Source organism: Actinoallomurus sp. CA-150999 (genome assembly GCF_050942425.1).
In the GTDB taxonomy this organism is placed as follows: Bacteria; Actinomycetota; Actinomycetes; order Streptosporangiales; family Streptosporangiaceae; genus Actinoallomurus.
In genome coordinates, this window is sequence record NZ_CP192063.1 from 6,885,373 (window position 1) to 6,899,476 (window position 14,104).

Consider the following 14,104-nt stretch of genomic DNA (forward strand, 5'->3'; position numbering starts at 1 on the left):
CTTGGCCGACAAATTAGGCACCCAATCCTGGCCGGTCAACCCCTAGCAGCAAGATATCCAGCCTCAATACCTCTAGACTGTTACGAAAGCTTGCGTTACATTCTCCGCAGCTCAGCGAAAGGATCCTCATGCCGAGGGCTTCTGGTCGCCCCGCGCGGGCGACTCTCACCGCGATCGCCGAGGAGGCCGGTGTCTCCGTCGCCACCGTGTCCAAGGTGGTGAACGGACGCCCCGACATCGGCGCCGCCACCCGTGCGCGAGTCGAACGCCTCCTGGTGGAGCATGGCTACATCGCCCGCACGCCGAGCGGCGGTGGTGCGCAGGCGCCGCCCGTACCCGCGATCAACCTGACCTTCGACGCCCTGCACAACCCGAACAACCTGGTGATCACCAACGGCGTGGTACGGGCAGCCGAGGAGGCCGGGGTCGACGTCGTCGTGGGAGTCGTCCCGGACGATCCGCTGGGAGCCGCGTGGGTGCGCAGGGTCGCCGCCGCCGGGCGCCTCGGGATGATTCTCGTTACCTCCGAGTTCACGCCGCAGCAGCGGGCCCACTTCGACCGGGCCGATGTCCCCGTGGTGCTCATCGACCCGATGAACGTGCCGGACGAGTCCGTGCCCAGCATCGGCGCCACCAACTTCGCCGGCGGGATGACCGCGACCGAACACCTGCTGAGCCTCGGCCACCGACGCATCGCCATGATCGAGGGACGCCCGGACGCGGTGTGCAGCAAGGCGCGCGTCCACGGCTACCGCGCCGCCCTCGGCAGTGCGGGGATCACGCCCGATCCCGCGCTGATCCGGCCGGGCGACTTCACCTTCAAATCCGGTCACCTAGCGGCCCAGGAGCTGTTCGCCCTGCCCGAACCGCCCACGGCGGTGTTCGCCGCCAACGACGCCCAGGCCTTCGGTGTCATCGAGGCCGCCCGGGTCCGTGGCCTACGGGTGCCGCAGGACGTGAGCGTCGTCGGGTTCGACGACAACGACGCCGCCGGCACCTCCGCCCCGCCGCTGACCACCGTGCGCCAGCCGTTCGCCGCGATCGGCCGGGCGGCCCTGCAGACTCTGCTTCAGCTCGTCGCCGGGAAGAGCATCACCAGCCACCGCGTCGAGCTGGCGACCCAGCTCGTCGTCCGCGAGTCCACCGCTCCGCCGCCCGGCGTCTGAATCCCCTGTTCACCGCTTCCGCATCACAAGGAACCCGCTTGATGAGCACTGTCTGGAACGATCCGTCCCGCCCCCGCGACGAGCGGGTCGAAGCCCTCCTCGCGGAGATGACCCTGGAGGAGAAACTCGCCCAGCTGGGCAGCGCCTGGGTCGGGGTCGAGCGGATCAGCGGCAACGTCGCCCCCATGCAGGACGTCTTCGCCCGGCACGCCGAGGACTACGCTCAGGCCGGCAAGAACGGGCTCGGCCACCTCACCCGCCCGTTCGGGACGCGGCCCGTCGAGCCGACCGAAGGCGTACGACGGCTACGGGAGCTCCAGCGCGCACTGATCGAGGACACTCGCCTCGGCATTCCGGCCATCGCCCACGAGGAGTGCCTCACCGGGTTCACCACCTACCGCGCCACGGTCTATCCGGCCGCCATCGCCTGGGCCGCCACCTTCGACCCCGCTCTCGTGGAGCAAATGGCGCGGGCGATCGGCCGCGACATGCGCCGGGTCGGTGTCCACCAGGGTCTGTCCCCTGTCCTCGACGTCGTGCGCGACTACCGCTGGGGCCGCGTGGAGGAGACCCTCGGCGAGGACCCGTACCTGGTCGGCATGGTCGGCACCTCCTATGTACGCGGTCTGGAGAGCGCCGGCATCATCGCGACCCTCAAGCACTTCGCCGGATACTCCGCATCCCGCGCCGCCCGCAACCATGCCCCCGTGTCGATGGGACGCCGTGAGTTCGCCGACGTCATCCTGCCGCCCTTCGAGATGGCACTGCGCGACGGCGGCGCCCGCTCGGTCATGAACTCCTACGCCGACGTGGACGGCGTCCCGGCCGGCGCCGACGCCTCGCTGCTGACCGGCGTGCTGCGCGACGAGTGGGGCTTCGCGGGCACCGTCGTCTCCGACTACTGGTCCATCGCCTTCCTGCAGACCATGCATCGCATCGCCGAGACGCCGGGCCAGGCCGGCGCCCGTGCCCTGCGGGCCGGGATCGACGTCGAGCTGCCCGACACGCTCTGCTTCGGCGAGCCGCTCGCCGAGCGTGTGCGCGACGGCGAGGTCCCCGAGGATCTGGTCGACCGCGCGGTGCGCCGCGTGCTGCGGCAGAAGGTCGAGCTCGGGCTCCTCGACGGAGACCCGGTGCCGGCGATGCCGGACGGGCCCATCGACCTGGACCCCGCCGAGAACCGGGAGATCGCCCGCCGACTCGCCGAGCACAGCATCACCCTGCTGGCCAACCGAGACGACGCGCTCCCGCTCACTGCCGGCACCAGGTCGATCGCCGTCATCGGTCCCTGCGCCGACGACCCGTACGCCTTCTTCGGCTGCTATGCCTTCCCCAACCACGTACTTCCCCACCACCCTGAGCTCGACCAGGACGGGCCCGGTATCCAGGCACCATCGCTCTTGGCCGCGCTGACGGCGGAGTTGCCCAACGCCGACGTGCGTCACGCGCCAGGATGCCCGGTGAAGGACGAGGACCGTTCCGGTATCGACGCGGCGGTGGCGGCCGCCCGCGACGCCGAGGTGTGCGTCGCCGTCGTCGGCGACCGCGCGGGCCTGTTCGGCCGCGGCACCTCCGGCGAGGGCTGCGACGCGCCCGACCTGTCCCTGCCCGGCGTCCAGGACGAACTCGTCGAGGCGCTCCTCGCCACCGGGACCCCGGTCATCCTGGTCGTCGTCTCCGGCCGGCCGTACGCCCTCGGCCCGTACGCTGACCGCGTCGTCGCCGCGGTCCAAGCGTTCTTCCCCGGCGAGGAGGGCGGCGCCGCCCTCGCCGGCGTGCTCAGCGGACGGATCAACCCATCCGGCAGGCTGCCGGTCCAGATCCCCGCGTCGCCGGGCGGCCAGCCCGGCACATACCTGCACCCGCCGCTCGGCGGCAACAGCGAGGGCGTCAGCAATCTCGACCCCACGCCCGCTTTCCCCTTCGGACACGGCCTGTCGTACACCACATTCGCCTACACCGACCTCGCGCTGAGCTCCGTCGAGATCGCCGCCGACGGCGAAGTCGAGATCGCCTGCACGGTGCGCAACACCGGCGACCGGCGGGGAGCGGAAGTGGTCCAGCTCTACCTCGGCGACCCGGTCGCCCAGGTCACCCGTCCCCTGCTCCAGCTGGCCGGCTTCGCACGCGTCGAACTGACCCCGGGTGAGCAGGCCCGCGTCACCTTCCGCCTGCACGCCGACCGCACCTCCTTCACCGGCCTGGACATGCGACGCGTCATCGAGCCCGGCGAGATGACCGTCATGGTCGGGGCCTCAAGTACCGACATCCACCTTCGCGGTGGATTCCGCCTCACCGGCCCGGCTCGTCACGCCGGCCACGACCGCGTCCTGCACACACCGGTCGACGTCGAGGTGGTACGACCTGATGGGCCCTTCTAGGGCTGTACCGCCGCCAGGCGTCGCTGAACGGACTCGATGTCCCAGAACGCCTTCTGCCGGGCGATGGCTCCGTGCTCGTCGACCTCGTAGGTGTTGATGCCCGTGAAGTCCGCGCTGCGCCCACCGGCCTCCACGTGGCAGGTCCATTTGACCGCCGCCTGATTTCCGCCGAAGTAGTGTTCGACCGGAGTGAGCACCATGACGGGGAACGCGTCGAAGATGCTCTGCTGGAAGGCGGCGAGCGCTTCTCTGCCCACCACCGGCTCTCTCCCGACCGGGTCCTCGCTGCGACCGTCGGGCGCGAAGTTGGCGGCCCAGGCGGCGGCATCGCGGGCGGCGATGGCCGTGAAGTACCGGGAGACGGCGGCCTCGACCAGGGACCGCGTGGGGTCCTGCGACATCATGTGGAATTCCCTCCTCGTGAACACGAACTGTGGTGATCGGACAGGACCTCAGACACCGAGGTATTTGTGCTGCAGGTCCGCGGTGGTCATCAGTTCGTCGACGGACACCTTGGCGACCAGCCGCCCCTTGTCGATCACATCGACATGGGTGCATACCCGCTGGACGAAGTCGAGGTTCTGTTCGGCGACGAGGACGGCGATGTCCCGTTCCCGGGCCACACCGACGAGCATCTCGGCGATCTCGGTGACGACGGAGGGCTGGATTCCCTCGGACGGTTCGTCGAGAAGCAAGGCTCGTGGATCGGTGATCAGCGCGCGGGCGATCGCGAGCACCTGTTGCTGGCCGCCGCTGAGGCTCCGGCCTGGAGCCCGCAGCTTGTCCTTGAGCTGCGGGAACTCCTCGAGGACCTGCTCCAGGCGCTCGTTCCAGTCGCGTCGCCGTACACCGAGGACCGCGACGCGGAGGTTTTCCCGTACGCTCAATCCGGGGAAGATGTCGCGTCCCTGCGGCACGTAGGCCAAGCCGAGGCGGGCACGCCGGTACGCGCGCAGGCCGCCGATGTCGTGGTCGGCCAGGGTGATCGACCCGCGCCGCAGGCTGAGCTGCCCGATGACCGTCCGCAGAAGTGTCGTCTTTCCGACCCCGTTGCGGCCCAGCAGGACGGTCACCTCGCCGGCGGCCACCTCGCGGGAGATGCCGTGCAGCACGGTCGTCGAGCCGTATCCGCTTTCCACGTCACGAAGCGTCAGCATGCGCCCGTCCCAGGTAGGTACTCAGCACGCGCTTGTCCGCGCGTATCTCCTCGATGGACCCGCGGGCCAGCACGGCACCCTTGTGCAGCACCGTCACCGGAGCGCCGAGCTCGCGGATGAACTCCATGTCATGCTCGACCACCACGACGGTGCAGTACGAGGACAGTGTCTTGATCAGCTCGGCAACGAGGTGGGATTCCTCGCGGGTCATGCCGGCGGTCGGCTCGTCCAGCAGGACGACCTTCGGGCGGGCCGCCAGCACCATGCCGATCTCGAGAAGCTGCCGGTGCCCGTGCGCCAGGTCTGAGGCGTTGTCGTCGGCGCGGGCTGACAGTCCGAGCCAGGTGACCATGTCACGGGCTCTTTCGTCCGCGGCGGCGGTGGAACGGCAGTCGGCGTACGCCGCCGTCCACAGGTTCTCCATGACGGTCGAGTCCAGGTAGACGCTCGAGACCTGACGTTTGATCCCGAGCCCGAGCCGGGCGCGGCGGGCCACCGGAAGGTGGGTGATGTCGACGTCGTCGACGTGGATGGTCCCGGCCGTGGGCCGGTGGCGCCCGACGAGCAGGGAGAACAGGGTGCTCTTGCCCGCGCCGTTGGGGCCGACGATCGAATGGATCCGCAGCGCCGTGAACTCGAGGGAGACGTCGTCGGTGGCCAAGAGCCCGCCGAAACGCTTGCTGAGGCCGTGAGTGGTCAGCGTGGCCGGCTCGCGGTCCTCACGCGGCAGTGGCGGATCGCCGGCGATGGCGAGGACGGTCCGGTCCGCGGACTCATCGCCTTCCCGCCGCGGCCGTCGGCGCAATAGCCGCTCCACCAGCGACACCAGGCCACCGGGAAGCGCCAGCACCACGACGATGAGGATGACGCCCAGGATGATCGGCCCGTAGTCGCCGCCCACCCCGCCGAGTGTGGAGGTGAGCGGCTCGACCAGCGCGACGCCGACGAGCCCGCCGAGCAGCGAGCCGCGGCCGCCGACCAGCGCCCAGACGACGACCAGGGCGGACTGTGCGAGCCCGAAGACGGACGGGTCGATGTACAGGGAACTCGCGGTGTACAGGGCGCCCGCGAGCCCGGCCACCATGCCTCCGAGGACGAACACCTGGAGGCGCACCCGCCGGGTGTCGTATCCGAGCAGTTCGGTCCGTTCCGGGTTGCTCGCCGTCGCCCGCACGACGCGTCCGAACGGCCTGCGCAGAAGCCATCGCAGGCCGACGGCGACCAGCGCGGTGACGGCCACGACGACGAGGAACAGGGCGGTGACGCCGAGTCCGTCCGGCGCGCCGGGCACGGTGAGGACGGGCGCGGTCAGTCCGTTGTACCCGCCCAGGGCGGCGGCGCCGATGTGGTACTTCGGGTCCGACAGGCTGCTCATCACGGTCAGCAGGAGCAGGGAGAAGGCCAAGGTCACCACGGCGACGGGAAGCTCACCGAGCCGTCCGTAGAAGACGAAGTAGCCGATCAGCGCCGCGGCGAGTGCCGCCGCGAACGCGGCGGCCAGGACGGCGGACAGCGATTCCCCGGTGACCGGGAGGAGGTCGGTCGCCGCCACGCCGTAGGCGTAGGCGCCGATCCCGAAGAGCGCGCCCTGGGCGAAGCTGAAGATTCCGGCCTTGCCCCAGACCAGCACGAGGCTGAGGGAAAGCAGGCCGTACACGGCCCAGGTCGTCAACTGCTGGACCCGGGCCTCCCCGGAGGCACCGGCGACCGACGCCGCGACCAGCGTGATCAGGAGCATGCCGGGTGAGCTCGCCAGGACGCGGCGAATCCGGCCGAAGAGCGGGACGGTCCCGCGAGTGAGGGTCACAGCGTGACCTTCCGGAAACGCCCGGAGATTCCTTCGGGCAGGAGACGAAGGATCACGGTGGCGGTCGCCAGGAGCGCGGCGGTGCCCAGCAGCGGCGTGGACACCAGGCTCACCCCCTGACGCACCGATCCGAGGAGGCCGGCGGACGCGGCCGTACCGGTGACGGCCGCCGGACCGCCGAGTACGACGGCGATGAAGGCGGCGGAGATGAGCGGAACGCCCATCGTGGGGACCACCGCGAGCACCGGCGCGAGCAGGGCGCCGGCGCCGCCGGCGATGGCGGAGCCGAGACCGAAGGTGAGCATGTTGATCCTCGCGGTGTCGATGCCGAGGCTGTCGGCCATGGCGCGGTTCTGCATGGTGGCGCGGGCGAGCAGGCCGTACCTGGTGCACAGGAACAGCACGAGCACGACGCCGATGAGCGCCGGCGCGGCGGCGATGACGATGAGGCTGTACCAGTCGATCGCGTAGCGTCCCACTGTGATGCTCCCGAAGGGAGTGGCGACGCCTCGGGGGCTGCTCCCGGCCAGCAGCGTCGCGCCCTGCTGCAGGACCAGGCTCAGCCCGAAGGTGGCCAGCAGCGTGCCCTCGATGCGCTTGCCGTAGAGCCGGCGGATCAACAGGCGCTCGGTCAGCACGCCGAGGACGCCGACGATGACGGGTGCCACCAGCATGCCCGCCCACAGCGGAAGGCCGTGCCGGGCGGCGATGATCACGGTGAACGAACCGATCATGATGAATTCGCCGTGCGCCATGTTGATGACGCCCATCATGCCGAACACGATCGAAAGGCCCAGCGAGACAATGATCAGGGTCGCTACGTCGTTGAGCACATTGACCCCGATGTTCGTCACATCACCGAGCATGCGCATTCCTTCCGGCCGGCGGGATTTCGCGTGGATGGTTCATCAGGGGGTGAAAGCGCGGTTGAGGGACGGGTTCTTGATCAGGTCGCAGACCGTCTTCTCGTAACTCGGCTGCTGCGCCGGGAACGTCTTGATCACGTCGAAGCCGCGCCGGGCGTTCACCTTCGCCAGCGAGACGTCCTCGACCACGTGGTGGGTGGGGCCGTCCGCGGTGACGCGCCCGGACGGTGAATCGATCGACACCTGGCCCGACTCGATCGCCTTGAGTACCTTCTTGCGATCCACGCTGCCGGCCTTGTTCACCGCGGCGGCCCACAGGTGCCAGCCGTTCCATTCGGAGATCGCGAGATCCGTGACGTACGGGTGCGTCTTCCCGTAGGCTCCGGTGAATTTCTGCAGGAACGCCGCGTTGCTCGGGTTGTCGAGCTCCTGGTAGTAGTTGTAGGAAGTGACGATGCCCTGTGCCTCGGCCGGGCTGAGGATCTCCTGTTCGTTTCCGAGGCCGAACGACGGCGAAACGATTTTGATCTTCTTGTTGAGTCCCTTGGCGGCGAACTCTCGGTAGAACGGGACATGGTTCGCCCCGACCAGCACCGAGACCACGACGTCCGGTGACGTCCGCTGAATGTTGTTCAAGGTCGCGCCGAAGTTCCCGCTGTCGAGTGAGATGAACTCCTTGCCCACGATCTGCGCACCGTACTTCTTGGCGTACTTCTCGATCCACTGCGCGGAGATGCGACCGTAGTTGTAGTCCGCGGCCACGATGTACATCCGCTTGCCGAGGCTGCCGGCGGCGTAGCTGATCAGCGGATCGAGGAACTGGGAGGCCGTCTCACCGGTGATCACCTCGTTGCCGTCGCAGACGCCGCCCTCGTACAGGCTGTTGTAGAAGTACAGGGTCTTGAGGCGCCGTAGCGCCGGGCGCATGGCCTCGCGGGAAGCGCTCGTGATGCCGCCCTGGACCACGGCGACCTTCTTCTTGGTGGCCAGCAGGTTGGCGTATTCGACGTTCTTCTGGGTCGACGACTGCGAGTCGTACTGCACCAGGCTCAGTTTCCGCCCGAGCACGCCGCCGTGGGCGTTGATGTCGTCGATCGCCAGCTTGGTGACCTTGGATTTCGGAACGCCGTAGATGCTCAGCGGGCCGGTCAGATCCAGGACGGATCCGACCGGGATGGGGCCGGAGGTCGAGGCGGCGCCGCCCGCGCCTCCGACACACGCGCTCAGGCACAGCGCCAGTGCGGCGGTGGCGGCGGTTTGTGGAAGTGATTTTCTCATTGTCGATATCCCGTACCGGAGTCAGCTGGCGTCGAAGGCGGTGTTGGTCATCACGTATTTGAGCCGCGTGTAGTCTTCGAGGCCGATGAGGGACAGATCCTTGCCATTGCCCGATTTCTTGAATCCGCCGTGCGGCATTTCGGCCAGGATGACCTGGTGGCAGTTCAGCCATACGGCGCCGAAGTCCAGCCGGGCGGAGACACGGGTCGCACGGCCGTGGTCGTTGGTCCAGACGCTCGAGGCCAGCCCGTACTCCACGCCGTTGGCCATCGCCACCGCCTCGTCCTCATCGCCGAACGACTGCACCGTGACGACGGGCCCGAAGACCTCCTGCTGAACGATCGCGTCGTCCTGCCGTACGCCCGCGACGACGGTCGGCGCGTAACAGAATCCGGCCGACCCGGTCCGCTTCCCGCCGGTGACCACTTCGGCGTGGGCGGGGAGCGAGTCGATGAACCGACTCACACGTTCGAGCTGCGCGGCATTGTTCAACGGACCGAGGAAGGCGTCGGCGTCGTCCGGGCCACCGACCCGCGTGGAGCGTGCCGCCTCGGCGAGTGCCTCGAGCAGGGGGTCGCGCACGGTGTCCTGGACGATGACGCGGGTGACGGCGGTGCAGTCCTGCCCGGCGTTGAAGAAGGCCGCGTCGGCCAGCGCGCGGGCGACCTTGGCCGGGTCGACGTCGTCGAAGACGATGGCGGGCGCCTTGCCGCCGAGTTCCAGATGAAGGTTCTTCAGTGTGGGGGCCGACGCGGCGGTGATCTCCATGCCCGCACGCGTGCTGCCGGTGAAGGCGACCATGTCCGGCCGTGGATGCTCGACGAGCAGCCGTCCCGTGTCGTGGTCGCCGCAGACGACGTTGACGACGCCTGGCGACAGGTGCTCCGCGCACAGCCTGCCGAGGATGGCGGCGGTCGCCGGTGTGGTGTCGGAGGGCTTGAGGACCACGGTGTTCCCGGCCGCGACCGCCGGCGCGATCTTCCAGGTCGCCATCATGAGCGGGTAGTTCCACGGCACGATCGCGGCGACGACACCGACGGGTTCACGGCGCACGTGGGAGGTGTGGTCCGCCGCGTACTCCGACGCGGCGGGTGCGCTCAGTACCCGGGCCGCGCCGGCGAAGAAACGGAACTGGTCGGCGGAGCGCAGCACCTCGATCGTGCGGGTGGGTTCGCGCGGCTTGCCGGTGTTCGTGACCTCGGCGTCCAGCAGTTCCTCAAGGTTGTCCTCGATCGCGTCGGCGATCCGGAGCAACGCCCGCTGGCGCTCCGCCGGCGGACACGTGGACCACTCCGGGAAGGCGGCCGCCGCCGCGGCGACCGCCTGGTCGACGTCCTCGGCGCCCGAACGCGGCGCATACCCGGCGACGGTGCCGGTACTGGGGTCGACGAGCTCCATTCGTTCACCGCCGGCGGCGCCCGTCAGCACGCCGCCGATCACGTTCCGTACATCACCGAGCCGCATCTTCGTCCTCCACCGGGTCGCCGACCATGCGTTGTCAGAGCAGCCGGGAGGCCCCCACGCACGGTCCTCATCGCGTGGTGCTGGGGAGGTTCGCCCAGGTGACCGGCGCTCTTGCCGTGAAAGACTGGACGACGACGTGGCGCGGACTCAATGTCCACGTGCCCGCGATGCGCACGCCACCGTTGGGCGAACGCACAAAGCAGCGGTCGGGAACCGGTCAGTCGATCATCTTGAGGGCGAGCACGAGCGTCGCCACGTCGCGCGGGCGGGTCAGCGAAAGCCCGGACAGCTCTTCGACGCGACGCAGATGATTGATCACGGTGTTGCGATGGCGATACAGGTGCCGGGCCACCTGCCCGGTCGTGCCATCCGTCTCCAGCCAGCCCTGCAGCGTCTCCAGCAACCTGGTGCGCTCGGCCGGAGAACCGTTCAGCAACGGCCCGAGCACCTCGCGGGCCAGTGAGCGCGCGGCGTCCATCTGACCGGACAGCACCGTCTCGATGACGAGATCGCGCGCTTCGTGGACGACCCCGCCGGGCGCGCCGAGCAGCGCCGCACGGGCCAGCCCCACGGTCGAGGGCAGGTCACGGAGACTCGGCGTCTCCGGCGCCACCACCGCGACCCGGTCGGCATGACCGGAGACCAGATGATCGAGCGCCTTTCGCGCCTGCCTGGACCAGACGGTGACACCGACCATGTCGAATCCCAGGAAACCGACGTGCGTGGCGGCGTTCACCGCGCGCCACTGCATCTCCAGCCGGGAGGCGACGTCCTCGGGGAGATGCGCGGCCACCACCAGAAGCCGCAGGTCGAGAGGGAGGCCGAGTGCCTCCGCCGCATCGGCGACGAGGCTGTCGGAGGGAGCCGTAGAAGAGGCCAGCGCCGTGAACGCCTTCGCGCGGCGGGCGGCCCGCTCACGATCCAGTGTGGTCTCCTCGTGGCGGTAGCCCTGCGTGGTCGCCGCCATCGCCTCGTCCAAGGCCGCCCACACGAGCGGCGCGCCGGCGGAGATGACGAGCGTCGACCGGTCGATCCGCGCCGCCTCGACCACCAACGCGTCCCACAACACCACGAAGTCCATCCGGATCGCCCGCAGCACGTCCTCCAACGGCATTCCCTGCCGGAGCCTTCTGCGGCCGGCCCCGACGGCACCGGCCATCGCCTTCTCGGATACCCCCTGGCCGCCGAGAACGCCGAGGACGATGTCCAGCACGTTGCGCCCGCTGGCCACCAGGTCCTCGCCGGGAACGAACCTGGCGTACGTCGGCACGGCGGTGACGATCTGCTCGGTGACGACGTCCACGAGTTCGTCACGACACGCCATCAGGCGTTCGCCCACCGTCCGCAGCAGGCGCTCGGTCTCCTCGTCCTCCACCACGCGAAGCTCCTCGCTCGATCCGGGGCGGTGAGCCTATCCACCGCCCGGTCGGCGTTTTCCTCTGTACGGCGCCGCTGTTAGGCAGACGCACATCTGCGACACGTCCACCGGTTGCGTCCGACCATGGTCCGGATCGTGCCCCCGGACCTAGCCTCTCAGCTCGGACGCGGCTCTCGGCGCGCGGCCGTGATCGTAGGGGGTCCTCAACGCAATGCATCTGACACCAGCGGAACAGGAACGGCTGACCATCTTCACGGTCGCCGAGCTCGCGCGGCGGCGGAAGGCGCGCGGCCGGCTTCTGTCCGCTCCCGAGGTGATCGCGTTGATCACAGACACGGTGCTCGAAGCCGCTTGGGACGGCTGCACCATCGACGAGGCGATTCAGGCCGGGCGCGCGGCCGTCCCCACTGAGGCGGCCCATCCCGGCGCGCGCGCACTGGTCCGCCACATCGAGGTCGAGGCACTCTTCCCCACCGGGACCGCGCTGGTCACCATCGACGATCCACTCGGGGAACCCGAACCGGACGATCCCGGGGCGATACGGGTCGCGGCCGACGACATCCACCTCAACGCGGGCCGGCGATCGATCGTGCTGGAGGTCGAGAACACCTCGCATGCCACGGTACGGGTGTCGTCCCATTATCCGTTCTGGCAGGTGAACCCCGTACTGCGCTTCGACAGAGCGGCCGCCGACGGGTTTCGTCTGGACGCCCCGGCCGGCAGCAGCATCGAATTCCCACCGAGACGCACCCGCCGGATACGCCTCGTCGCACTCGGCGGAAACGCGTCCGCCCCCCGCCTGACGCTCGAGGAATCCACATGAGCAGCATGAACCGCGGAACCTATGCCGCGCTCTACGGCCCGACGACCGGAGACCGGGTGCGGCTCGCCGACACCGGCCTGACCGTGGAGATCGAACGCGACGACACCGAGCCCGGGGACGAACTCCTCGGTGGCTGCGGCAAGACCGTTCGCGAAGGGCTGCTGGCCACCAGCCGGGCCGGCGACTCCCGGCTGGACCTGCTGGTGAGCAATGTCCTGCTGCTGGATCCGCTGGCCGGAGTCGTGAAGACCAACATCGGTGTCAAGGACGGCCGGGTCGTCGCGGTGGGCCGGGCGGGCAGCCCCGACGCCGTCGACGACCTGGACCTCATCGTCGGCCCGCACACCGCGATCATCCCCGGCGAGGGACTCATCGCCACCCCCGGGGCCGTCGACTCCCATGTGCACCTGTCCAGTACGGCGCTCCTGGAAGGCGCGCTCTCGGCGGGCGTCACCACGATCGTGGGAATGGGCATCGGCGGGGTGTGGGATGTCGGCGTGAACCCGGCCCGCCACCTGAGACTCATGGTCGAGGCGTGGCGCGACGTCCCGCTCAACGTCGCGTTCCTGGCCCGCGGATCGTCGACCGACCCGGCGTCGCTGAAGGCCGCGCTGCTCGCCGGCGCCGGTGGGTTCAAGGTGCACGAGGACTTCGGCGCCCAGCCCGCGGTGGTCGACACGTGTCTCGACGTCGCCGACGCCGGCGACGTGCCGGTGGCGTTGCACACGGACTCGCTGAACGAATCCGGCCTGCTCGCCGACACCCTGTCCGCGACCCGCGGCCGCACCGTGCACGCCTACCACGTCGAAGGCGGCGGCGGGCACCCCGACCTGCTCGAGATCCTCGGCCACGCGCATGTCCTGCCATCCTCCACGACCCCGACGATTCCGTACACGGTCAACACCGTCGAAGAGCTGTTCCCGATGACGATGACCGTGCACCGGCAGCAGGCGCTGTCACCCGGGGACGTCGACACCACCCGGAGCCGCATCCGCGCCCACGCGATCGCGGCGGAGAACGCGCTGCACGACCTCGGCGCGGTGAGCATCATCAACTCCGACTCCATGGGCATGGGCCGGATCGGCGAGACCCTACGGCGAACCTGGCAACTCGCGGCGCGGGCCAAGGTGGAAGCCGGTTCCTCCGGCGGCCACGACAACGAACGCGTCCTGCGCTTCCTGGCGAAGGTGACGATCAATCCGGCCATCGCGCACGGCATGGCGCACGAGATCGGCAGCATCGCCCCCGGCAAGCTCGCCGACCTCGTCCTCTGGCATCCGGCCTGGTTCGGCGCCAAACCCGACATGGTGATCAAATCCGGCTTCGTTGCCTGGGGAGTGAGCGGAGCAGGAACGGGCTCCACCAGGCTCGCCCAGCCCCGCCGCTACCGGGCCTTCTTCGGCGGCACCGGAGCCGCCCCCCGCACCCTGTCCACCGTCTTCGTCGCGAACGAAGCCCTCTCCGACTCCAAGGCACGCCGATCCCTGGTCCCCGGGGCGACGTACGCGGCCGTGTCCGGAGCACGCCACCTGACCCGCGCGGACATGGTCCGCAACCACACCGTCCCCCACGTACAGGTTCCCCGCGACGGCACCGCCGTCCTGGTCGACGGACGCCCCACGGGCTACTCTCCCTCCGCTGCGCTTCCCCTCACCCGGCTCCATCACTTCGCATGAGCGCGTGCGCTGCTTCTGCCGCCGACACCCCCGGTGACCTCCGTGCCAACCCTGTGCCGTGCGGGAATTTGTCGCTCTGTCTCACCCGAATGTTCCGACGACCATTTA

The 14,104-nt window shown here is 69.4% G+C and carries 11 protein-coding genes; 4 read left to right on the forward strand and 7 right to left on the reverse strand.

Annotated elements, in window-relative coordinates; translation table 11 throughout:
* The first annotated feature begins 128 nt into the window (after positions 1-128).
* Both ACQP2O_RS31925 and ACQP2O_RS31930 read left to right on the forward strand, forming a co-directional pair.
* A complete protein-coding gene (locus ACQP2O_RS31925) occupies positions 129-1,166 on the forward strand; it encodes a LacI family DNA-binding transcriptional regulator (RefSeq protein ID WP_433171513.1) in 1,038 nt (345 codons plus the stop codon).
* Between the two features lie 41 nt (positions 1,167-1,207).
* Complete coding sequence (locus ACQP2O_RS31930; RefSeq protein ID WP_433171515.1) at positions 1,208-3,547, forward strand: glycoside hydrolase family 3 N-terminal domain-containing protein; 2,340 nt, start codon at positions 1,208-1,210, stop codon at positions 3,545-3,547.
* Here the strand turns inward: ACQP2O_RS31930 and ACQP2O_RS31935 are convergent.
* The 7 genes from ACQP2O_RS31935 to ACQP2O_RS31965 form a co-directional block, all read right to left on the reverse strand.
* On the reverse strand, positions 3,544-3,951 hold the full coding sequence (locus tag ACQP2O_RS31935) for a nuclear transport factor 2 family protein (RefSeq protein ID WP_433171517.1): 408 nt from the start codon (positions 3,949-3,951) through the stop codon (positions 3,544-3,546). The genes ACQP2O_RS31930 and ACQP2O_RS31935 overlap by 4 nt on opposite strands.
* 48 nt (positions 3,952-3,999) lie before the next feature.
* Positions 4,000-4,704, reverse strand: a complete 705-nt coding sequence (locus tag ACQP2O_RS31940) for an ABC transporter ATP-binding protein (protein WP_433171519.1) — start codon at positions 4,702-4,704, stop codon at positions 4,000-4,002.
* Entirely contained in the window at positions 4,688-6,511 is a 1,824-nt protein-coding gene (locus tag ACQP2O_RS31945) for a branched-chain amino acid ABC transporter ATP-binding protein/permease (protein ID WP_433171521.1), read from the reverse strand. Before ACQP2O_RS31945 ends, ACQP2O_RS31940 begins: the two co-directional genes overlap by 17 nt.
* Entirely contained in the window at positions 6,508-7,377 is an 870-nt protein-coding gene (locus tag ACQP2O_RS31950; RefSeq protein WP_433171525.1) for a branched-chain amino acid ABC transporter permease, read from the reverse strand. The genes ACQP2O_RS31945 and ACQP2O_RS31950 overlap by 4 nt, the downstream gene beginning before the upstream one ends.
* Before the next feature lie 42 nt (positions 7,378-7,419).
* Positions 7,420-8,655: an ABC transporter substrate-binding protein gene (locus ACQP2O_RS31955; RefSeq protein WP_433171527.1), complete on the reverse strand. Its 1,236-nt coding sequence runs from the start codon at positions 8,653-8,655 to the stop codon at positions 7,420-7,422.
* A 21-nt stretch (positions 8,656-8,676) separates the two neighbouring features.
* A complete protein-coding gene (locus ACQP2O_RS31960; protein ID WP_433171529.1) occupies positions 8,677-10,119 on the reverse strand; it encodes an aminobutyraldehyde dehydrogenase in 1,443 nt (480 codons plus the stop codon).
* Between the two features lie 217 nt (positions 10,120-10,336).
* On the reverse strand, positions 10,337-11,497 hold the full coding sequence (locus tag ACQP2O_RS31965) for a PucR family transcriptional regulator (RefSeq protein ID WP_433171531.1): 1,161 nt from the start codon (positions 11,495-11,497) through the stop codon (positions 10,337-10,339).
* A 211-nt stretch (positions 11,498-11,708) separates the two neighbouring features.
* On the opposite strand from ACQP2O_RS31965, the gene ureA reads away from it, so the two are divergent.
* Both ureA and ACQP2O_RS31975 read left to right on the forward strand, forming a co-directional pair.
* On the forward strand, positions 11,709-12,320 hold the full coding sequence (ureA, locus tag ACQP2O_RS31970; protein WP_433171533.1) for an urease subunit gamma: 612 nt from the start codon (positions 11,709-11,711) through the stop codon (positions 12,318-12,320).
* Entirely contained in the window at positions 12,317-13,996 is a 1,680-nt protein-coding gene (locus ACQP2O_RS31975) for an urease subunit alpha (RefSeq protein ID WP_433171535.1), read from the forward strand. The genes ureA and ACQP2O_RS31975 overlap by 4 nt, the downstream gene beginning before the upstream one ends.
* The last annotated feature ends 108 nt before the right edge of the window (positions 13,997-14,104 follow it).

What these genes read in the sequence shown, in the direction of transcription:
- ACQP2O_RS31925 (WP_433171513.1), top strand. Translation starts at nt 129, where the DNA reads ATGCCGAGGGCTTCTGGTCGCCCCGCGCGGGCGACTCTCACCGCGATC.
- ACQP2O_RS31930 (WP_433171515.1), top strand. Translation starts at nt 1,208, where the DNA reads ATGAGCACTGTCTGGAACGATCCGTCCCGCCCCCGCGACGAGCGGGTC.
- ACQP2O_RS31935 (WP_433171517.1), bottom strand. Translation starts at nt 3,951, where the DNA reads ATGATGTCGCAGGACCCCACGCGGTCCCTGGTCGAGGCCGCCGTCTCC.
- ACQP2O_RS31940 (WP_433171519.1), bottom strand. Translation starts at nt 4,704, where the DNA reads ATGCTGACGCTTCGTGACGTGGAAAGCGGATACGGCTCGACGACCGTG.
- ACQP2O_RS31950 (WP_433171525.1), bottom strand. Translation starts at nt 7,377, where the DNA reads ATGCTCGGTGATGTGACGAACATCGGGGTCAATGTGCTCAACGACGTA.
- ACQP2O_RS31955 (WP_433171527.1), bottom strand. Translation starts at nt 8,655, where the DNA reads ATGAGAAAATCACTTCCACAAACCGCCGCCACCGCCGCACTGGCGCTG.
- ACQP2O_RS31960 (WP_433171529.1), bottom strand. Translation starts at nt 10,119, where the DNA reads ATGCGGCTCGGTGATGTACGGAACGTGATCGGCGGCGTGCTGACGGGC.
- ureA (WP_433171533.1), top strand. Translation starts at nt 11,709, where the DNA reads ATGCATCTGACACCAGCGGAACAGGAACGGCTGACCATCTTCACGGTC.
- ACQP2O_RS31975 (WP_433171535.1), top strand. Translation starts at nt 12,317, where the DNA reads ATGAGCAGCATGAACCGCGGAACCTATGCCGCGCTCTACGGCCCGACG.